18 protein-coding genes are annotated in these 20,716 nt (G+C 68.4%); 10 read left to right on the top strand and 8 right to left on the bottom strand.

The window, feature by feature from the left end; genetic code table 11:
- Positions 1-100: 100 nt before the first annotated feature.
- Positions 101-955: an RDD family protein gene (locus E3T34_RS13550; RefSeq protein WP_134343288.1), complete on the bottom strand. Its 855-nt coding sequence runs from the start codon at positions 953-955 to the stop codon at positions 101-103.
- Positions 956-972: 17 nt separating this feature from the next.
- On the opposite strand from E3T34_RS13550, the gene E3T34_RS13545 reads away from it, so the two are divergent.
- A complete protein-coding gene (locus E3T34_RS13545; protein WP_134343287.1) occupies positions 973-1,968 on the top strand; it encodes a stage II sporulation protein M in 996 nt (331 codons plus the stop codon).
- A 3-nt stretch (positions 1,969-1,971) separates the two neighbouring features.
- Here the strand turns inward: E3T34_RS13545 and E3T34_RS13540 are convergent, their stop codons facing one another.
- The 5 genes from E3T34_RS13540 to E3T34_RS13520 are packed head-to-tail and all read right to left on the bottom strand — an operon-like array spanning position 1,972 to position 7,347.
- Positions 1,972-3,279: a DUF58 domain-containing protein gene (locus E3T34_RS13540; RefSeq protein ID WP_134343286.1), complete on the bottom strand. Its 1,308-nt coding sequence runs from the start codon at positions 3,277-3,279 to the stop codon at positions 1,972-1,974.
- On the bottom strand, positions 3,280-4,248 hold the full coding sequence (locus E3T34_RS13535) for a MoxR family ATPase (RefSeq protein ID WP_134343285.1): 969 nt from the start codon (positions 4,246-4,248) through the stop codon (positions 3,280-3,282). It lies immediately after the preceding gene.
- Positions 4,245-5,480: a DUF4350 domain-containing protein gene (locus E3T34_RS13530; RefSeq protein WP_134343284.1), complete on the bottom strand. Its 1,236-nt coding sequence runs from the start codon at positions 5,478-5,480 to the stop codon at positions 4,245-4,247. Before E3T34_RS13530 ends, E3T34_RS13535 begins: the two co-directional genes overlap by 4 nt.
- Positions 5,477-6,157 carry a DUF4129 domain-containing protein gene (locus E3T34_RS13525; protein ID WP_134343283.1) on the bottom strand — a complete coding sequence of 227 codons (681 nt, stop codon included), beginning with the start codon at positions 6,155-6,157 and terminating at the stop codon, positions 5,477-5,479. The genes E3T34_RS13530 and E3T34_RS13525 overlap by 4 nt, the downstream gene beginning before the upstream one ends.
- Before the next feature lie 2 nt (positions 6,158-6,159).
- A complete protein-coding gene (locus tag E3T34_RS13520; RefSeq protein WP_134343282.1) occupies positions 6,160-7,347 on the bottom strand; it encodes a hypothetical protein in 1,188 nt (395 codons plus the stop codon).
- A gap of 131 nt (positions 7,348-7,478) precedes the next feature.
- Here E3T34_RS13520 and mtrA point away from each other — a divergent pair, with 131 nt between their 5' ends.
- The 6 genes from mtrA (at position 7,479) to secA (ending at position 15,974) form a co-directional block, all read left to right on the top strand.
- On the top strand, positions 7,479-8,159 hold the full coding sequence (mtrA, locus tag E3T34_RS13515) for an MtrAB system response regulator MtrA (protein ID WP_104099844.1): 681 nt from the start codon (positions 7,479-7,481) through the stop codon (positions 8,157-8,159).
- Positions 8,160-8,166: 7 nt separating this feature from the next.
- Positions 8,167-9,816 carry an MtrAB system histidine kinase MtrB gene (mtrB, locus tag E3T34_RS13510; protein WP_241977414.1) on the top strand — a complete coding sequence of 550 codons (1,650 nt, stop codon included), beginning with the start codon at positions 8,167-8,169 and terminating at the stop codon, positions 9,814-9,816.
- Positions 9,809-11,491, top strand: coding sequence for an LpqB family beta-propeller domain-containing protein (locus E3T34_RS13505; RefSeq protein ID WP_166785905.1), 1,683 nt, complete (start codon positions 9,809-9,811; stop codon positions 11,489-11,491). Before mtrB ends, E3T34_RS13505 begins: the two co-directional genes overlap by 8 nt.
- A gap of 86 nt (positions 11,492-11,577) precedes the next feature.
- The gene (locus E3T34_RS13500; protein WP_134343280.1) at positions 11,578-12,258 is read left to right on the top strand and encodes a ComF family protein; all 681 of its coding nucleotides are present in this window, start codon (positions 11,578-11,580) and stop codon (positions 12,256-12,258) included.
- Between the two features lie 100 nt (positions 12,259-12,358).
- Entirely contained in the window at positions 12,359-13,063 is a 705-nt protein-coding gene (gene hpf, locus E3T34_RS13495) for a ribosome hibernation-promoting factor, HPF/YfiA family (protein ID WP_104099847.1), read from the top strand.
- Between the two features lie 100 nt (positions 13,064-13,163).
- A complete protein-coding gene (secA, locus tag E3T34_RS13490; RefSeq protein WP_134343279.1) occupies positions 13,164-15,974 on the top strand; it encodes a preprotein translocase subunit SecA in 2,811 nt (936 codons plus the stop codon).
- 444 nt (positions 15,975-16,418) lie between these two features.
- Here secA and E3T34_RS13485 read toward each other — a convergent pair whose 3' ends face one another.
- Positions 16,419-16,859 (bottom strand): Rv3235 family protein, encoded by a 441-nt coding sequence (locus E3T34_RS13485; protein WP_233191219.1) that lies wholly within the window; start codon positions 16,857-16,859, stop codon positions 16,419-16,421.
- A gap of 238 nt (positions 16,860-17,097) precedes the next feature.
- On the opposite strand from E3T34_RS13485, the gene E3T34_RS13480 reads away from it, so the two are divergent.
- Complete coding sequence (locus E3T34_RS13480; protein WP_233191220.1) at positions 17,098-17,763, top strand: hypothetical protein; 666 nt, start codon at positions 17,098-17,100, stop codon at positions 17,761-17,763.
- Between the two features lie 460 nt (positions 17,764-18,223).
- Here the strand turns inward: E3T34_RS13480 and E3T34_RS13475 are convergent, their stop codons facing one another.
- Positions 18,224-18,556, bottom strand: coding sequence for a helix-turn-helix domain-containing protein (locus E3T34_RS13475; protein ID WP_134343278.1), 333 nt, complete (start codon positions 18,554-18,556; stop codon positions 18,224-18,226).
- 211 nt (positions 18,557-18,767) lie between these two features.
- Here E3T34_RS13475 and E3T34_RS13470 point away from each other — a divergent pair, with 211 nt between their 5' ends.
- On the top strand, positions 18,768-19,400 hold the full coding sequence (locus E3T34_RS13470; protein WP_134343277.1) for a hypothetical protein: 633 nt from the start codon (positions 18,768-18,770) through the stop codon (positions 19,398-19,400).
- Between the two features lie 2 nt (positions 19,401-19,402).
- Positions 19,403-20,659 (top strand): regulator, encoded by a 1,257-nt coding sequence (locus E3T34_RS13465; protein ID WP_174843142.1) that lies wholly within the window; start codon positions 19,403-19,405, stop codon positions 20,657-20,659.
- Positions 20,660-20,716 lie beyond the last annotated feature (57 nt).

The raw sequence follows: 20,716 nt of genomic DNA, 5'->3' as shown, positions 1-20,716 counted from the left end.
CACACACACACGGGCTCTGGTGCGAGGGCGCCCCGCGGGCGGCAGCGCCACATTCTTCGTCGGATACGTCGCGGGAACGGCCGGGGAGAGGTCCGTTGCCCTACCGCTGGGGGAAACCGTGCGGGAGGCTATGCAGAATGGGCTGAAGACGGTCGAGACGCTCCCGCTCGAGCTTCAGCGCCGTGGACTCCCGGCTTCGGCGCACCGCGGCGACCCCGGCCAGGAAGACCTCCGCCGGGACCTCTGGCTTCGGCGACACGAACGGGGCGGCCTCGGTGGACAGGCTGTCTGCGAGGCGCAGCCGCGTAGCCGGAGTCAGCTTGTCGGCCTGGCGGAGAAACTGCGCGATGCGGCGGGACAGGCGATCGGGGAGACGCACAATGTCGACCGTCTGCGCCCAGGCCTCGAGCACGGGCGGCAGCGGGACGGTTCGATCAGTGAGGCGGGGCACCCGCTCGTGCTGGCTGTACGTGCCGGCCAGCAGGTCGCCCAGGCGTTTGGACTTGCTGTTCAGAAGCGCAGTGGTGGCGGCGATGCCGCCGAACGTCAAGTAGATCTCGATGATGCCCAGCAGGGCGCGGATGAACGCGTGGCGCAGCTGGATCGCGCCGCCGTCGTCGCGAACGATGCGGGCGCCGATGGCGAGCTTGCCCAGGGACCGTCCGCCGCTGGCCGTTTCGACGGCCATCGGCACGATGAGCAGGCAGACCACTAGGCCTGCGATCCCGAGCGCCCGTCCGAGTGCGTCGTCGATTGCCACGCCCGTGAGGCCGGCCACAAGAAAGGCCACCCCCAGGAAGAGGAGGATGTAGGCAACATAATCGATGATCGTTCCGGCGGCGCGCAGGATGATGCTGGCCGCCCTTACATCGAGGGCAACGGCCTCGCCGGTGACCAATTCCTGCTCGCTCCACGAATACTGGCCGTGATCGGCCACCTTGCCGGGCTGCTCCATGTCTACTATTAGAGCAGATGGACCTTGACGCATATTCAGCGGCGCACCGCGCCGAGTGGGACCGCCTGGCTGAGCTCGGTACGCAGCGGCGGCTCTCCGGCGCGCAGGCAGACGAGCTGATCGAGCGGTACCAGTCCGGCGCGACCCAGCTGTCGGCGATCAAGTCGACCGCCGGTTCGACGCTGGAGGGTGACCGGCTCTCGGTGGCGCTGTCCCGGGCGAGGCTGCGGTTCACGGGGGCGAGCGCGAACGTTGTTTCCCAGATCCCGAGCTTTTTCGTGCTGCAGTTGCCAGCCGCCCTCTACCGCCTACGGTGGCTGACCCTTGCCGTGGCGGTAGTGACGATTGTGGTCGCGGGCCTCTACGGTTTCTGGATCTCCGGCAACCCTGAGGCCCTGGCCGCCGTCGGCTCCGACGCCGAGCTGCAGAAACTCGTCAACGAGGATTTCGTCAACTACTATTCGGAGAATCCCGCGGCATCCTTCACCGGCTTGGTCTGGACCAATAACGCGTGGATCGCCGCCCAGGCCATCGCCTTTGGGATCCTCGGCGTCTACGTACCCTACATCGTGCTGCAGAACGCGCAGAACGTCGGCATCACGGCCGCAGTCATGTTCGCCTACGGCAAGGGCGACGTGTTCTTCCTGTACATTGCACCGCACGGCATGCTCGAACTGACCGCTATTTTCGTGGCCGCGGCAGGTGGACTGCGCATCTTCTGGGCCTGGATCGCCCCGGGGGCCCGCAGTCGCGCGCAGGCTTTGGCCGAGGATGCCCGCGCCCTCTCGACGGTGGCCATCGGTCTGGTCTTCGTGCTCTTCGTCTCCGGGGTGATCGAGGGTTTCGTCACCCCGGCCCCGTGGCCGTGGCCGGTGAAGATCGGGATCGGCGCGGCCGCCCTCCTCGCCTTCCTCGCCTACATGCTCGTGCTCGGCCGGCGTGCCGTGCGGGCGGGTGAGACCGGCGACCTGGCCGAATTCGAGGCCGGCAGCACTCGGATCTACGCGGCCTAGCGCCTAGAGCCGGCCGGCGGCCTTGAGCGCGATATAGCGGTCGGCCAGTGCGGGTGGCAGGTCGGCGGGGGAGCCGGTGACGACCTCGGCGCCCTGGCGTCGGATGGCGGCCGAGACCCTGGCCACGTCGAGCAGTGCCCGTTCGGCGGCCGCCGCCCGGTAGATCTCCTCCCGGTTGCCGCGCGGGCGCGTGGCCTCCAGGGTGGTTGGGTCGGTGACGGATGCGACGATCACGGTGTTTCTGCGGGTCAACTGGGGGAGCACCGACAGTAGGGCGCTCGAGGCTCCGGCCGCGTCGATCGACGTGATCAGTACGACCAAGGCCCGGCGGCTCGTCACCGCGCGCACCTCCCCGGGAACGGCCGACCAGTCAGTCTCGATCAGCTCCGGTTCGATCAGGGCCATGGTGTCGACCATGCGCGAAAGGAGCTCCGCTCCCTGCGCACCCTGCACGCGGCCGCGCACCCGACGGTCGTAGGCGATGAAGTCCACGTGGTCGCCGGCCCCGGCCGCCAGCGCGGCGAGCAGCAGCGACGCCTCGAAAGCCGTGTCGAGGCGCGGCTCGTCGTCGATGCGCGCGGCCGAGGTGCGGCCGCTGTCGATCAGGATGACCACCCGGCGGTCCCGTTCGGGGCGCCAGGTGCGCACCATGACGTCGTTGTGCCGGGCCGTGGCCCGCCAGTCGATCGAGCGTACGTCGTCTCCGCGCACGTATTCGCGAATGGAGTCGAACTCGGTGCCTTGGCCGCGCACGAGCAGGCTGGTGCGCCCGTCGAGCTCCTTGAGTCGGGTCATGCGCGACGGCAGGTGCTTGCGCGAGTTGAAGGGCGGGAGCACCCGAATCTGGCCCGGTGCCCGGAGGGTGGCCTGACGGGCCCACAGCCCGAGCGGCCCGAACGAGCGCACCGTGACCTGGTCCACCCGGCGTTCACCGCGCCGGGTGGGCGTCATTCGCAGCGACGCCAGCCGTCGTTCGCCAGGAGGCAGCACCAGCGGCGTGCGGTTGTTGCCCGTCCCGGCTGACGGCTGCCAGGCATCCCGCACCACCATGGTCAGTCGTCGACCCCCGGTGTTGGTCAGGTACAGGTCGCTCGTCACGCTTTCGCCCAGGCGCACCCGGGAGGGCATGCTGCGGGAGAGCACGATCTTCCGCGGCGATCCGGCCTGGGCCAGGTCCAGGATGCCGAGACCCACCAGGGCGAGCACCCATAGTCCCAGCACGGCCGTCGCCATCCCCGGGGTACTCCCGAGTATCACGATCGGCACGACGCCGAGCGCGAGGAGGGCAACGAACCGACCGGTGAGCGTCACTTAGATCGGCACCTGCACCTGGGCGAGCACGGCACGCAGGATCGCGTCCACGGACACGCCCTCGAGTTCCGCCTCCGGCCGCAGCTGCACGCGGTGCCGCCAGACCGGCAGCACCATCGCCTGCACATGGTCGGGGGTGATCGAGTCATAGCCGCTCAGCCAGGCCCACGCCTTGGCCGCGGCGAGGAGCGCGGTCGTGCCGCGCGGGCTGACGCCGAGCTTGACCGACGGACTGCTTCTCGTTGCGCGGGCCAGGTCGACGATGTAGGCGAGAACGTCCGGACTGGCGCCCACGGATGCCACGGCGGCCTGGGCCGTCTTCAGCTCCTCCGCGCCGAGAACCGCGGTGACGCCCGCACCGGCCAGATCGCGGGGGTTGAAGCCCTCAGCGTGGCGCCGCAGCACCTCGAATTCCGCGTCGCGCTCCGGCACGTCGAGCACGAGCTTGAGCAGGAACCGGTCGAGCTGGGCCTCGGGCAGCGTGTAGGTGCCCTCATATTCGATCGGGTTCATGGTCGCCGCGACGATGAACGGGTCCGGTAGCGGGAGGGAGCGCCCGTCGACGCTGACCTGGCGTTCCTCCATCGCCTCAAGGAGGGCCGACTGGGTTTTCGGCGGGGTGCGGTTGATCTCGTCGGCCAGCAGGATGTTGGTGAAGACGGGGCCCTTGCGGAACTCGAAGTTGCCCACCCGGGCGTCGTAGACGAGTGAGCCGGTCACGTCGCCCGGCATCAGGTCCGGCGTGAACTGCACCCGTTTCGTCTCCAGGCTGAGCGAGTGGCTCAGGGACCGCACCAGGAGGGTCTTGGCGACGCCCGGCACACCCTCGAGCAGCACGTGGCCGCGGGCGAGCAGCGCGATGATCAGCCCGGTTACCGCGCCGTCCTGTCCGACGACGGCCTTGCCGACCTCGGTACGGACTTGGGCGAGGGAGCCTCGCAGGGTATCGACAGGGGTATGAGTGCTCATGAGTCCATTCTTCCGGGTGGCAGGGGCGTGGTCGCGCGGGCCGTGGCCCGCTCAATTTCCTGGATGCGGTCGGAGAGGGCGACGAGATCGGAGTCGGATGCCGGAACGGCGTCCACCAGCACGGTCCGAACGTCGGCCGGCGGCCGGTCGACCACGGTGGCCACCATGGCGATCACATCGTCGAGGCTCGCCAGCCGCGACAACCCGACCTGGCCGGCAAGGCGCTGCACGGCGCCCACCCGCAGTGCGTCGAGGGCGCGCAGACGGGCGTTGCTGCGCGCGTAGAGCCGGGCCCGTCCTTCCATCGTCTCGCTGGCCCGCACGGTGACCGGCAGGTTCTCGGCGACGAGAGGCCCGAAGCGCCGCCCACGCCAGACGGCCGCGGCCACGGTGACCAGCACCAGCAGGATCAGGGTCGGGGTAACCCAACCGGGCGTCAGTTCGCCGAGCGACGGCGTTCCGGTTCCCGGCACATCGGCGATCGTGGGCAGGTACCAGACGAGGTCGTCCCCCGCGCCCAGCAGGTTGAGTGCGAGAGCGGCATTGCCGGCCTGGCCGATCTTCTCGTTGCTGAACAGGGTGCCGTCGGCGAGCAGGGTGAGGGTCCGGTCGGCGGTTGCCTGTTCGACCAGGGCGAAGGCGTTCTCTCCCGAGGTGAAGCATCCGCTCAGCTCGGCGTCGTCGGCCGGGATCGTGAGTGTGGAGCCGCCGGGGGAGAGCTTGTCGGCCTTGACCGCGGCCGCGACCGTGCAGGCGGCACGGGACACCGCGGTCTGGGACACGCCGCCGAAGCCCACCGAGGGGATCAGCGTCTGCAGCGCCAGGAAATCGGGGGAGGCCACCACCGTGCGCGGGGCCAGGGCGGACATCGCGCTCAGCTGGTCGTCGGTGAGGTAGCCGCTCTCGTCGAAGAAGAACACGGTGGAGTTGGCGGCGGCGCCGGCCAGGCTCCGCGCCTCCGCGAGGGTGTCGGCGGCGGTGACGTTGACACCCTGTCGGCGGAGTACCTCGACGAGCGCCCGCGCGCCGGCTGGGGCCGCGCTGTCGGCCTCGAGGGGCTTACCGCCCACGCCGCCGCCCGCAGCGAGGACGGTGCTGACGACGGCGACGATCAGTGCGCTGACGCCGGCGAGCAGCCAGTACCGCGCCCGGCGTCCGGCTTCGCGCAGGGTTGGTGTGGAGGAGACGGCGTTTTCGGCCGACTGTGAGGCCGTTTGTGTGAGAAGACTCATGGCTGCTTCGTCGGGGCTGGGTCCTCGAGGTGCGGCGGCCGGGCGGCCCGCAGGTCGCTCTCGAGCGCCGCCAGGGCCAGGAAGCGCTGCTCGGTGCCGTCGACCCCCAGGTAGCGCACCCCGTCGAAGAGCTCGGCCGCCTCGCTCAGTCGCACCCGTTCGCCGGGAAAGGCCTCGGCGGCCCGCGCCGCGAAGGAGTGCGCGGTGGTGCCCGGCGTCACGATCAGGATGGTGCGCTCGGACAGTCCGCGCGCCAGCGCCCGGAACATCTCGGCACTCGCCAGGTTCCAGTCCCGGTGGGAGGCGGCGGCCAGCGCGGCACGACGCAGGTCGACGGCGCCGCGACGGTCGTCGACGCCGAAGAGGTCGGACGCGAGCCGGCTGCGCCGGTTGAGCCGGGGCAGGCCGAAAATGAGGAGGGCGGCGACGACCAGGACCACCACGGCCACGGTCAGGAGCAGGGGCACCCAGGCGGCGAAACCGTCGGCCGAGGGCGCGGTGAGGGAGGCGAACCAGTCCAGAATCGATGTCGACAACCGGTCGAACCAGGTGGGCTTGGCGGCCTCGTACGGAGCCTTGGCCAGCTCTTCCCGCAGCCACTTCCGCGCTTCGGGCGCGCCGGGATCGACCGGTATCGCCGCCCGGATCACCGTGTGGATGTGCGACCCTGCGATCATGCTCAGGCAGTCTCCGAGGCGTGTGCCGGCTTCGACCGGTAGGGGTCTACACCGGCGCCGGCGGCCGATTCGACGAATCGGGCCAGCTCGAGGTCGAGGCCTTCCTTGCGCATCCGCAGATCGATGTAGATCAGGGCGGTCGCGGCCGACTGCACCACGGCTGCTACGGCGCCGAGCACCAGGCCGATGAGGATGGTCAGAACGTACAGGATCACTGACGGGAGGTACGCATCGAAGGCGGCGTTCGGGTCGACCACGGAGATGGCGGCACCGAACAGGAGCGACAGCGGCGTCGTCACAATCTGGGAGACGACGTTCACGACCGTCGCGACCAAGAACTGCACGCCGAACGTGCGCCAGAAGTAGCCGCGGGTCAGCGACCAGGACCGCCCCACCGCCGCCCGGATGCCGAGCCGTTCCAACACGATCATGCTCGGCACGAGCGAGGTCTTCGTGAACAGCCAGATGCCGAGCGCGAGAAGGGCGACCGTACCGAGGATGCCGGTGACCACCGCCAGACCCACGCCCGCTCCGCCGAGGGAGGCGAAGAACACCACCAGTCCGGCCACGAGGGCGATGGCCGCAATCAGGGCCGAACTCAGCATCAGGGTCCAGAGCACCAGCGGCCAGAGGCGTGGCAGCACGGCGCGCCACAGGGCGCCCAGCCGCAGCTTCTCTCCGAGCGTGGCCCGGGCCACCTCGATCACGATGACGCCCTGCAACAGAGCGGATGCGACCACCGCCAGAGCCAGCGGCACGATGGCCGAGAGCACAATGCTGAGGGTCGCGCCGGCCTCGAGCACGTCGCGGTCCTCCAGTGGAGAGTTCTCCACCCGTGCGAGCGCGAAGTAGGAGACCAGACCCACGATGACGACGGCGATCAGGGCGACGCCCGCCTGAACGAGCAGCGCGCTGCCGAAGGTCGCCTTCGGGTTGCGACGCAGAACCTGGAACGGCGCCCACAGCAGGGTTCCGAAACCCAGCGGGCGCAGAGGGATCAGTCCCGGTCTGGGTGGCGGCGTCCAGGTCGGTGGGGGACCCCAGACCGGCGGCGTATTCGCGCCGGGAGCAGCGGTCGGTTTTGCCGGGGGCACAAAACCGGCGGGCGCGAGGGGCGGTTTTTGCTCGTCGCCGACCGGGATGCTGCGCCCGTCATCGGTCGGGGAGTGCCAGTTCTGCGGGTCGGTCACGAAACCTATGCTGGCATACCTCGGTGTGGAATGAGCGCGTTGAGCTTTCCTGCGGCGCCGTCGACTACTCTTGAGCCAGTGATTGCATGACTCACCGGGGTATTTTGGGTGACTGAGTGGAAAACGGTTTGATGAACGCACGCATTCTAGTCGTAGACGACGACACCGCGCTGGCCGAGATGATCGGCATAGTGCTGCACGCGGAGAGCTTCGAGCCGGTCTTCTGCGCCGACGGCTCCCTGGCCCTGGAGGTCTTTCGCGCCGTCAAGCCCGATCTGGTCCTGCTGGACCTGATGCTGCCCGGCCTCGACGGCATCGAGGTCTGCAGCCTGATCCGCGCCGAATCCGGCACGCCCATCATCATGCTGACCGCGCGAACCGACACGACGGATGTCGTGAAGGGCCTCGAGTCCGGCGCTGACGATTACATGGTCAAGCCGTTCAACCCGAAGGAACTGGTCGCCCGGATCCGCACGCGCCTGCGCCCGATTTCATCGGAGACCCCCGCCAACCTGCAGATCGGGGACCTGGTCGTCGATGCCGCCGGGCACGAGGTGCGGCGCGGTTCGCGGCAGATCAACCTCACCCCGCTCGAATTCGACCTGCTGCTGGCACTTGCGTCCAAGCCCCAGCAGGTCTTTACCCGGGAAATGCTCCTGGAGCAGGTCTGGGGCTACCACTACAAGGCGGACACCCGCCTCGTCAACGTGCACGTGCAGCGTTTGCGCGCCAAGGTCGAAGACGACCCGGACAACCCGCGCATCGTCATGACGGTGCGCGGGGTCGGCTATCGGGCCGGCGCGGCCGGCTAGGTTCCTCGTGTTCGGTGGCACCGGTAACGACCGCAGCGTGTGGCGGGACTGGCGGGACTGGCGGGACTGGCCGGCCAGGATCGGCGGACTGTGGCGTTCCTCGCTGCAGTTCCGCACGGTGACCATCACGGTGGCGCTGTCCGGGGTGGCCATCATGGTGGTCGGGGTCTACATCTCCGCGAGTGTGGGCAACGACCTGTTTCAATCAAGACTGAACCAGGTGCTCGTCGACTCGAACCGGGCCACGACCGCCGCCCAGGGCATCTTCGACGCCTCCGACGCCGCGGACCGGGTGGAGGTGCAGACCCTGGTGGGCTCCGCCCGCACCCTGATTACCGCGGCATCCTCGTCCCAGATGATCGCCATCTTCCGGTCTCCCGGGCAGGACGCCTCCACTGTGGCGCCGCAGGACTCCTCGTCATTCGGTGATTCGACCGGCGTGATCACGCCCGCTCTCCGCCTCCAGGTGCAGGAGAAAGCCGGGGAGCAGTTTTGGCAGTCGGTGACGCTTGCGACGGATGACGGCGCGCTGGTTCCCGGCATCGTCGTCGGTTCCCAGCTCACCGTGCCGGTCGCCGGCCGGTACGAGCTGTACATCGGGTACAGCCTGGCCGACGCCGAGGCAACCCTGGCTTTCGTGCAGCGAACCCTCGGCATCGCCGGCCTGGTGCTGATCCTTCTGATCGGTGGTGTGACCTGGATTGTAGTGCGCTTCGTGGTCACCCCGATCCGCGTGGCCGCGGCCACCAGCGCGCGGCTGGCCTCCGGTGACCTCGGCGTGCGCATCCCGGAAAAAGGTGAAGACGTCATCGCGACGCTGGCCCGTTCCTTCAACGGCATGGCGGACAGCCTGCAGAGCCAGATCAAGGAACTCGCCGACCTGTCCGAGGTGCAGCAGCGCTTCGTGTCGGACGTCTCGCACGAGCTGCGCACCCCGCTGACGACGATCCGGTTGGCCGGCGACGTTCTCTATGACCACCGTGCCACGTTCCCGCCGGCGGTCGAACGCACGGCCGAGCTCCTGCACACGCAGGTCGAGCGCTTCGAGCTGCTGCTGAGCGACCTGCTCGAGATCAGCAAATACGACGCCGGGTCGGTGCAGCTGGAGACTGAGCCCACGAACCTGGTGCACCTGGCCGAGGACGCCATCGAAGGGTTGCGCTCGCTCGGCGACTCCAAGGGCACGGTGCTGACCCTGGTGGCACCGGGCGGGCACCTCGACGCGGACGTCGATCCCCGCCGCATCCGCCGCATCATGCACAACCTGATCGGCAATGCCATCGAGCACGGAGAGGGCAAGCCGATCATCGTGTCCGTCGACAGCAACGAGAGCGCGGTGGCCCTGTCGGTGCGCGACTACGGCATGGGTATGAGCCAGGCCGAGATGGCCCACGTTTTCGACCGGTTCTGGCGGGCCGACCCGTCGCGCAAGCGCACCATCGGCGGCACCGGCCTCGGCCTGTCGATCTCCCTCGAAGACGCCGTCGTGCACGGCGGCTGGCTGCAGGTCTGGTCGCACCCGGGGGAGGGGTCGTGCTTCCGGCTAACCCTGCCGCGCAGCGCGAACGGAACGCTGTCGAGCTCGCCGAGCCCGCTGCCCCCGGCCGATGCAGGCGGCGGCACGGCCGCCGGAGAAACGGGAGGGCACTATGCGTAGTCGAACCCGGATGTTCGCTGGCCTGGTCGCGCTCGCGGTGGCCCTGACCGGATGCGCGGGAATCCCGCGCGACGGAGGCGTGCGCGCGGGGCAGACCGTGCAGCCCGGCGCCACCCCGGCACCCGTGTTCCTGCCCTCGCGACCGCAGAAGGACGCCACCCCCGAGGCGATCCTGCGCGGCTTCATCGACGCGGCGACGAGCCCCGACAACGACTACGCGATAGCGCGGGAGTTCCTGGCTCCGAACTACAGCAGCTCCTGGGAGCCCGACTCCGGGGTGACCATCGACGACGCCACCGGGCGCAGCATCGTCTCCGTCGGCGAGGGTCAGATGCAGTTCTCGGTGAATCCGGTCGCCGAGGTGGATGAGCGCGGCGAGTACCGCGAGGTCGAGTCGCCCACCGCGGTGGCGTTGCGCTACCAGTTCGTGCAGGTCGGCGGCCAGTGGCGCATCGGCGCGGCCCCGAACGGCACGGTCGTCGATCGGAATATCTTTCAAGATGTCTTCACCGCCCAGGCGCTCTACTTCTTCGACCCGGGCTTCAGCTACCTGGTGCCCGATCTGCGCTGGTACCCGCGCAGTGGGGCTACTCTGACGAAGATCGTCAACGGACTGCTCGACGGCCCGAGCCCCTGGTTCACCGGAGCCGTCGTGACGGCGTTCCCCGACGGCACCAAGCTCACCGCCGATGCCGTGCAGGTCATCGCCAGGGATGCCAAGGTCGACCTCAACAGCGAAGCGCTGAACGCCGACCGGGTCACCCTGCAGCGAATGAAGGCCCAACTGTCCAACAGCCTTCCGCCCGGGCTGTCCGCCACCATCACCGTCAACCGCAACCTGCAGGACATCGCCGAGTTGAGTGCGAACGCCCCGACCGCGAATTCCCGCGTCGACGCCCGGGCGCTGATCCTGCGCGAGGGCGAATTCGGATTCCTGGCGGCAAGCGGTTCCTCGATCAGCCCGATCGCCGGATTGTCCGGCTCGATCGTCGCCCTGGACCCGACCTCCGTCACCCTCTCGCCCGGTCAGACCGCGGCCGCCGTGCTGACGGGAGCGGGAGTGTACGGCGTCAGGGTCGGTGACGACCCGGTGCAGCTCGATCCCCGCCAGGGGCTGATCGCGCCTGCCATCGACAATTACGGCTTCGTCTGGTCGGTGCCCGCCGCCCGCCCCGGTGAACTGTTCGTGTACGGCCCGAACGGCGAAGCGACCGCCGTCCCTACACCGTGGCCGGAAGTCTCGGCGATCCAGTCGTTGCGCGTGTCGCGGGACGGCACTCGGCTGATCGCCCTGCTCCAGTCGGGCAAGGACAGCCGATTTGTCGTCAGCGCCATCACCCGGGACAAGAGCACCCCGGTCGCGCTGGGCGACGCGGTGCTTCTGGCCGCGCCGGGAGGCACGGCCGTGGACGCGGCCTGGATCGACGAACTCACCGTGGCCTGCCTGACCCGCCTCCCCAGCGGTGAGGGACGGATCGTGGCCTTGCAGCTGGGTGGACTCACCACGCGCCTCGAGTCCGCGCCGGACAGCGTCACCATGGTCGGCAGCAACAACCTGCGCGACCTGCGTGCGCTCTCGTCCACGGGCGGTCTCCTGGTGCAGCGCGGTGCCGGCTGGCAGGAACGACTCGGCGGTGTCACCCTCCTGGCCACCCAGCAGGGCATCGGCGGGTAGCCCCTCCACCGATCGTGCGGAAGCCGGTTCTGCACCGGTTCGAGCCCCGCGCCCGGGCCGGCCGGGCCTGGCCCCACGATGGCGGGATGCGCCCTCCAGCCGGCCTCTCCCGGGCTGCCCTCGACGCGTGGGCAGTTCTGATGCCCACCGAGTGCAGCGGCTGCGGCATGCCCGACCGGGCCCTGTGCGGGGTCTGCCGGGCAGCCCTGGCACCGCGGGCGCACAGCTCCGAACGATCGGGTGTCCTGGTGTGGTCCGCTTTGGACTACTCCGGCGTGGCCAGGCGGGTCCTGGGAGCGTTCAAGGACGGTGGCCGAACGGATGCCGCCGGCGCGCTGGCCGGTCCGCTCCGGGTCGCCGTGGCTGCGGCGCTGGCCACCATACCGGAGGGTGCCGGGGTGCACCTCGTGACCGTCCCCTCGTCACAGCAGGCGTGGCGCATCCGTGGCTATCACCCGGTGGAGCTGCTGCTCCGTCACTCGGGGCTCCGGCCGACTCGGTTGCTCCGTACCGTGGGCGAGACGCAGGACCAGGTCGGACTGGGCAGCGCAGAGCGAGGCCGGAATCGAACGGGTTCGCTGGTCGCGAACCGGTCGCTGTTCGGCCTCCGTATCCTGGTCGTCGACGACATCCTGACCACTGGGGCAACCGTGCTCGAGGTGCGACGTGCCCTGCTCGCTGCGGGCGGCGAGGTCGTCGGCGTGGCCACTCTGGCGGAAACACGGCGTCGTTTCCCCGTTGCCGAAAGTACATCGAAAACAGATTGACAAAAGGCTGTGACTTATCCGGCGCGCACGGCTACGGTGGGTCGTGAAGGCGCGTAATAATCGCCCAGATACGGGCGGTTCGCCAGATCTGGAGGTCGTCATGGAAATTAACATCGTTGGACGAAACCTAGGGATCACTGATCGTTTCCGCGAGTATGCCACCGAGAAGGCCGAGAAGGTCGCCGGTCTTGCCGAGAAGGCGCTGGCTCTCGAGATCAAGCTGAGTCGCCACCGGGAGAAGAACGGCGCCACGGGCAACGACCGGGTCGAACTGACCCTGATCGGCAAGGGGCCGATCGTTCGAGCCGAAGCCGACGGCTCCGACAAGTACGCGGCGTTCGACGTCGCCCTGGGGCGGTTGCTCGAACGGGTGCGCCGCGCCAAGGACCGCCAGAAGCTGCACCGCGGCGGGGCCCACCGTCCCATCTCGTTGCACGACGCGGCATCCGTCGATTTCAGCGTGGTCGACATCAAGCCGGCCGACGCCGAGGTGCTCGAGCGGGTGCGCACCGGAGCAATCCCCGTCGTGAACGCGGAGACGCCGGCAACCGAAGAACCGGACGACGTCTACAACCCCGTCGTCATCCGCCGCAAGGTTTTCGCGGCCGCACCGATGACCGTCGACGACGCCCTCTACTTCATGGAACTCGTCGGCCACGACTTCTACCTGTTCCAGGATGCCGTAACCAAGCGTCCGAGCGTCGTCTACCGTCGCAAGGGCTGGGACTACGGCGTGATCGAACTGGACGAGAACGCCGATGAGGCCGGGGAGGTCGTGCCGCCCTCTCGGGAGCGCAGCAACTGACCATCCAGCCTTGTTATAGTTGCCGCATGCCGGACGTTGTGAGCGTGCGGCAACGACGACAGGCGTGTGCACACGCCGTGACGACTAGTGGAGTGCATTCGTGGCCTCAATTCTGGAAAAAGTACTTCGTGTTGGTGAAGGGCGTCTGCTGCGCCGTCTCGAGCAGTATGCGAAGGCCACCAATGCGTTGGAAGATGACTTCAGCCACCTCACCGATGAGGAGTTGAAGAACGAGACCGTGGTGCTGCGTGAGCGCTACTCGGGCGGTGAGTCGCTGGACGACTTACTGCCCGAGGCGTTCGCCGCCGTGCGTGAAGCCTCGACCCGCACCCTGGGACTGCGCCACTTTGATGTGCAGCTGATGGGCGGGGCGGCCCTGCACCTCGGCAACATCTCCGAAATGAAGACCGGTGAGGGCAAGACCCTCGTGGCCACGACGGCGGCCTACCTGAACGCCATCACCAGCCGCGGCGTGCACATCATCACGGTCAACGATTACCTCGCCAGCTACCAGAGCGAGCTGATGGGTCGCGTGTTCCGTGCCCTCGGCATGACCACCGGCTGCATCCTGTCCGGCCAGACGCCGGCCCAGCGCCACGAGCAGTACCTGGCCGACATCACCTACGGCACGAACAACGAGTTCGGGTTCGACTACCTGCGCGACAACATGGCCTGGCAGTCCTCCGACATGGTGCAGCGCGGGCACTACTTCGCCATCGTCGATGAGGTCGACTCGATCCTGATCGACGAGGCGCGCACGCCCCTGATCATCTCCGGTCCTGCCTCCGGCGAGGCCAACCGTTGGTTCACCGAGTTCGCGAGCCTGTCGACCAAGCTCATCCCCGACGTCGACTTCGAGGTCGACGAGAAGAAGCGCACCGTGGGCGTGCTGGAACCCGGCATCGAAAAGGTCGAGGACTACCTCGGCATCGACAACCTCTACGAGTCCGCGAACACCCCGCTGATCTCCTTCCTGAACAATGCGATCAAGGCCAACGCCCTGTTCAAGAAAGACAAGGACTACGTCGTGATGAACGGCGAGGTGCTGATCGTCGATGAGCACACCGGGCGCATCCTGATGGGCCGTCGCTACAACGAGGGTATCCACCAGGCGATCGAGGCCAAGGAGGGCGTCGCGGTCAAGGCGGAGAACCAGACCCTGGCGACGGTCACCCTGCAGAACTACTTCCGGCTCTACTCGAAGCTGTCCGGCATGACCGGTACCGCGGAGACCGAGGCGGCCGAGTTCATGAGCACGTACAAGCTCGGCGTGGTGTCCATCCCCACGAACAAGCCGATGAAGCGCATCGACCAGTCAGACCTGATCTACAAGAACGAAGAGGCCAAGTTCGGCCAGGTCGTCGAGGATATCGTCGCCCGGCACGAGAAGGGGCAGCCGGTCCTGGTCGGCACGACGAGCGTCGAGAAGAGCGAATACCTGTCGCGCTTGCTCGCCAAGAAAGGCGTGCGGCACGAGGTGCTCAACGCCAAGAACCATGCCCGGGAGGCCGCGATCGTCGCGCAGGCCGGACGTCTGGGCTCGGTGACCGTCGCCACCAACATGGCCGGTCGAGGCACAGACGTCATGCTCGGCGGCAACGCCGAGTTCCTCGCCGTCGCCCAGATGAACGCGAAAGGCCTGAGCCCGGTCGAAACCCCCGAGGACTACGAGACCGCCTGGGACGACGTGTTCGACGCCGTCAAGGCCGAGGTCGCCGTGGAGGCCGCGAAGGTCGTCGACGCCGGCGGCCTCTACGTGCTCGGCACCGAACGGCACGAGTCGCGCCGCATCGACAACCAGCTGCGCGGTCGTAGCGGACGCCAGGGTGACCCGGGCGAGAGCCGCTTCTACCTGTCGCTGACCGACGACCTGATGCGCCTCTTCAACGCCGGGGCCGCCGAGAGCCTGATGGGCCGCCAGGGGATTCCCGATGACATGGCGATCGAATCCAAGGTCGTCAGTCGAGCCATCCGTAGCGCGCAGGCGCAGGTCGAGGGCCGCAACGCCGAGATCCGCAAGAACGTGCTCAAGTATGACGACGTTCTGAACCGTCAGCGCGAGGCGATCTACGGCGACCGCCGGCACATCCTGGAGGGCGACGACCTCCACGAGCGCACGCAGCGCTTCCTGGAAGACGTCGTCGACGAGGTCCTCGAGGTGCACACAGGCGAAGGCAACGGCGACGACTGGGACTTCGATGCCCTGTGGACCGAGCTCAAGACGCTGTACCCGGTGGGACTGACCATTGACGAGGTCGTCGCCGAGGCCGGCAACCGCGGCAAGATCAACCGCGACTTCATGCGCCGTGAGATTCTCTCGGATGCCAAGGTCGCTTACCTGCACCGAGAAGAGTCGCTGGGTTCACCGGCGATGCGTGAACTCGAGCGCCGCGTCGTCTTGTCGGTCATCGACCGCCGCTGGCGCGAGCACCTTTACGAGATGGACTATCTGAAGGACGGCATCGGCCTGCGCGCCATGGCCCAGCGCGACCCCCTGGTGGAGTACCAGCGCGAGGGCTTCGTCATGTTCCAGCAGATGATGGGCCAGATCCGCGAGGAGACCGTCGGTTTCCTGTTCAACCTCGAGGTCGAGGTCAGCCAGGCCCCCGGCGCCGTCGCCGGTCCCATCGTCGCCGCCAAGGGACTCGCCCCGGCCGCGGCCGCGGGTGAGAAGCTCAGCTACACCGCCCCGAGCGATTCGGGCGGAGTCGAAGTACGCAACCAGCGCGGACAGATCCAGCAGGCCGCTACCGACCGTGCCCGCCGGGCGAGCGCCGCGGCCCCCGCCGATGAAGCGGAGACGGACGTGGTGGCCGGACCGCCCCAGCGCGGCGCGTTCGGCCAGCGCGGCGACGACTCGAAGCCCGCTCCGGTCAATCGCTCCGAACGGCGCGCTCAGGGCAAGAAGTAGCCCGGTCAGGTCCGTGCGCCTTCATCGAACGATGGAGGCGCTCCCGGGGCCCAGAGCCGCCCGCACCGCGTGGATGCCGTTCATCACGGCGGGGCTCCGCGTCCGGTAAGCGAATTCGACGGAGATTCTTGGATGAAACTGCCTTTTCGGAGTTTTTAGGGTCGATTCCGGCGAAATCTCCGTCGAATTCGTTCGGGCTGCGCGGTGGAGTTCGACGGGGATCCGAACCGCTCGAGCGCTGCCGCGCATCCGGCGGGTCTTGTGGCCAGCATGGGAGAATCGACCCGCCGGGCCGGACCTCCGCGCTGGTCCCGCACTGGTCCGCAGCGGTCACACACGTTCGAGTCGCGTCGCGGTTTACTGCACGCCTACCTCGGCAGTGGGAACAATCCCCTTGCAGCGCGCCCCCGGGGCGAGGGCTCATTTCTCCCGCGGAGCCGGTTATCACAACACGTTGATAGCGCTGGCCCGCCAGCGTTGGTCCATTCCTTCCAGGCGCAGGGCCACGGCGCGAACGCGAACCTTACTGTGCACCATCACGACGGCCTCGATCACGCCGTCTCGCGGCTCGGAAATCGTGACCCGCCCGATCGTGAACGCGGGCCGCTGGGCCTTCTGCCCCTTGACGGCGCGCGCCCGTGCCGAGAGCACCACCCGTTTCAGCAGGTGCCGGTAAACGTCGTCGCTGACCCACCGGGCGAGCTGGTCGAGCTCTCGGGCGCCGGCAAGCACCTCGATCACGCAGCGGGTGAGGTTGATCAGCAGTGGCTCCGGGTCTGGCAGCTGGTCCCTGCTGCTCGGTTGGTGGCCGAAGAAGTCGTCCTGGACGAACTTGTTGTCCCTTGACCGGGGTTGGCGTGCCGGGGTGTTGGCTGGATCGCTCATGACTCCTCCGAGGTGCGTGAGTCCGCTGCCGGCGGCACACCTGCCGTGGCAATCGGGTGGTTCAAGGGGTTCGGGTGGATCCGGCGTGCGATGGAGCAGACATTCGGTGGAGCAGGTGTTGGCGAGGGTCAGGCACCCCCACGCGGGGGGTACGGGCCGTGCTCGACACTCAATCAGCCGGGGACGGTGGTGTCGAGTGCTTTTAAGACCTGTGGATAACCCGGGCAGGATGTTGGTCGTGCGGGCTAACTTCGGGACTGTGCGCTGGGACAACCTTTTCGACGACCTCGAGGGGCAGCTCGAACACGAGTTGCACGCCGAGGAGATCGACCTGCGCGCCGAAGAAGAACGGTTGCGGCTGGGTCGGCTGTCTCTGCGTAACCGATTGACCAACCTCGCGCGCACTCCCGCCGTCGCCGCAGATCCCCGGAAAGGATCAGAGCCCTGGACCGGGTCGGTCCCCGGTGCGGGTGTGCTGCGGATCGTGCTCGCGACGGGGGAGACGATCGCCGTGCGGCCGACCACATTCGGGCGGGATTGGCTGGCGGGTGACCTGCTGGACTCCGTCTCCGCCGGTTCCCAGTGCGTGCTCCCGCTGGCCGCCGTGGCCGGGGTCGTCCTGCGCCGGGGGGAGATCCCCGGATCGCTCGGCACCGAGCCCGAATCCGCAGCCCGGGTCGTGGACCGCATCGGCCTGGCGTTTGTGTTGCGAGACCTCTGCCGACGGCGCTCCAACTTGGAGGTGCACACCCGTGCGGGTGTGCTCCCCGGCACCATCGACCGGGTGGGCCGGGACCACATCGACCTGGCCCTGCACGCGCCGGGTACCCTGCGCCGCGAAGCGGAGGTGCACCAGTACCGCATCGTGCCGGTAGGCGAGATCCAGCTCGTACGGCTGGCCTAACCCTCTGGCCAAACCCTCTGGCCTAATCCTCTGGCCTAATCCTCTGGCCTAATCCTCTGGCCTAATCCTCTGGCCTAATCCTCTGGCCTAATCCTCTGGCCTAACCCTCTGGCCAAACCCTCTGGCCAAACCCTCTGGCCAAACCCTCTGGCCTAATCCTCTGCGCCAACGCTCTGCGCCAACGCTCTGCGCCAACCGTCTGCGCCAACCGTCCGCGCTGAGCCGCCGTGCCTTTCGCGTTCACAGCCCGCAGCAACTCGTCCGAACGAATTCGACGGAGATTTGAGTCTGAACAGCCCGTTTGGTCCCGAGAACGGTTGTTTGACCAAGAATCTCCGTCGAATTGGTTCAACGTCGGGGACAGCGGTCGGCCTGGATGAGCAGCGTGCCCCCGTGCGGTCAGCCCTGACCCTCCGGGAGCGGCACAACCACACGACGAGGATGCATCAATCTAGCCGGGTCAGTCGTCGGGACGGATGATCGTGCCGCCGGACAGCTCGGGGATGTTCCCGAAGTCCGACTGCTGCCACAGCGACATGCGCCGGGCCTCTTCGTACTTGGCCTCGATGAAAGACTCGAGCACGATCCGTTCGACCCGCCACACGCCCGCGCTGCCGGCCCCGATCGTGCCTGCGCCGCCCGCCGGGGTGCTCTGGGTGCCGAGCCGGATGGCCGGCAGCTCACCGGTGCGCACCAGCTCCAGCACCTCGGCCACCGTCAACGAGAGGATCTCCGCGGTGTCGGCCAGGGTGAGGAACCGGCCCACACTGGAAGCAGCCCCGGTATCGTTCATGGATCGATTATCCGTCGGCGGGCGGGCCCTAATCGGGGCGGAGTGAGGCTGTGGATAACTTTCCCGCGTGGGGGCGAAGACGACCACGATGGACGTCGAGGCGGATTCCCGGGTCAAACGGAGTTTCGAGTCGAAACTATTGAGTCGGCACCATCGATCCGGCTCCATCGAGTCAGCACCAATTGAGTCAGTATTGGGGAGGCAGGCGCCCGTGAGCAAGACCGCCAGGAACGCACGACCGAAATTCTGGTTCGATCCGCGATTCGCGATCGGGCTGGCGCTCGTGGTCGCCGCCGTCGGAGGCGTCTATCTGATCGTCTCCGCCGCCGACCGGTCCACGGCGGTGTTCACCGCGCGCTCGGCGCTCGCCGTCGGGGACCGAGTGGAGGCATCCGACCTCGTGGCCACGCAGGTGCGGCTTGGTGTAACGGGAGACCTGTACGTGACCCCCGAAGGGCTGCCGGATGACGGGCTGGTCGTCACCCGCACGATCGCCGCCGGGGAACTCGTGCCTGCGTCCGCGGTCGGGCGCACCGCCGGCACCGAGGTCACGAGCGTGGTCGTTGAGCTGACCAGCGCCCTGGCCTCGAACATCGGTCCCGGCTCCGTGGTCGACGTCTGGTCCGCCCGCAAAACGGACCCGAACACGTTCGGGCCGCCGACGGTGCTCGTCGACCAGGCCGCGGTCGTGCGTCTGGTCGAGCCCACGGGGCTCGTGGCGGGAGGCGGCATCCGAACACTTGAGATCCTGGTGCCGAAGGGAGCCGTCGCGGCGGTGCTGGAGTCCATCGCGAACCGCGACGCCATCGCGGTTGTGCCCGTCAACGCACCGCTGGAGAAGTAAACGTGGCCACCATCGCACTGGCACTCGACCGGAACACCGAAGACCGTCTGCTGATCGACATCATCGAGCAGGGCCATGTGATCGTGGCGCGTTCGACGACTGCGGGCGAAGTGATCCTCGCCCTGCGGCAGTGCGCGCCCGAGGTGGTGATCGTCGGAGCCGGCCGCAGCACGCTCACGGCCGAGCTGATCACCGCCTGCGACGCCCACGGCGCCCGGGTGATCGCGCTCGCCGCCAACGACCAGGACCGACGCAATGCGGCCGGGCTCGGCCTCTTCGACGTGGTCGACGCCGCCGCCGACTGGGCCGAGACTGAGGCGCTGATCGGCGCCGGGGTCGCCATTCCGCTGCGGGTCGGCGATCCGGCGGGCTTGCCCGGCACAAAACGGCAGGGCACGGTCATCGCCGTCTGGGGGCCGGCCGGCGCCCCGGGGCGCACCACTCTGGCGATCAACATCGCGGCGGAGATCGCCGCTGCCGGGCATACCGTCGCCCTGGCGGACATCGACACCTACAGCGGTTCGGTGGCGCCGAGCCTGGGGATGCTCGACGAGGCGCCGGGCTTCGCCGCTGCGTGCCGCCTGGCCGGCTCGGACAGCTTCACCCGGTCCGAATTTGAGCGCATCGCGCAGCGCTACAACTCACCGCAGGGAGCCTTCTGGGTGCTCACCGGCATCGGGCGGCCGTCGCGCTGGCCCGAGCTCTCCACCGAGCGGGTGACGCGCACCATCAACGCGCTCCGTGTCTGGGTCGACTACGTCGTGCTCGACACCGGGTTCAGCCTTGAGAGCGACGAGGAGATCTCCAGTGACCTGTTCGCCCCGCGCCGCAACGCGGCCACCCTGACGGGTCTCGGACTGGCTGACCACGTCGTCGCCTGCGGCCTTGCCGACCCGGTCGGGATGGCCCGGTTCCTGCGCGCCTGGGTGGACCTGGCCGAGGTGGTCACGACCGATCAGGTCAGCGTGGTCATGAACCGGGTGCGCCGGGGCGCGGTCGGGCTGGATGCGAACGGGCAGGTCGTATCGGCGCTCCGCCGGTTCGGCGGCATCGAGTCGCCGATTCTGGTGCCGCAGGACCAGGTGTCCACGGATGCGGCCATCGTCGCCGGGCGCACGCTGCGGGATGCCGCGCCGAAGTCCCCGGCGCGCACCAGCATCCGTCGCTTCGTGCGCACGGAGCTGCTGCCGGTGCCCGCGCCCGCCACGGGGCGACGGCGCCGGGAATCGAGATGGCGCCGGCCAGCGGTGGCCACCTGAGCCCACCGTCGGCGTCGAATCCCGCGTCGAACCCCGCGTCGACTTGCGCGTCGACCC

Source organism: Cryobacterium sp. TMT1-62, from assembly GCF_004403145.1.
In the GTDB taxonomy this organism is placed as follows: Bacteria; Actinomycetota; Actinomycetes; order Actinomycetales; family Microbacteriaceae; genus Cryobacterium; species Cryobacterium sandaracinum.
Note: the sequence above shows the minus strand (reverse complement) of the source record. Positions and strands in the feature narration are given on the sequence as shown.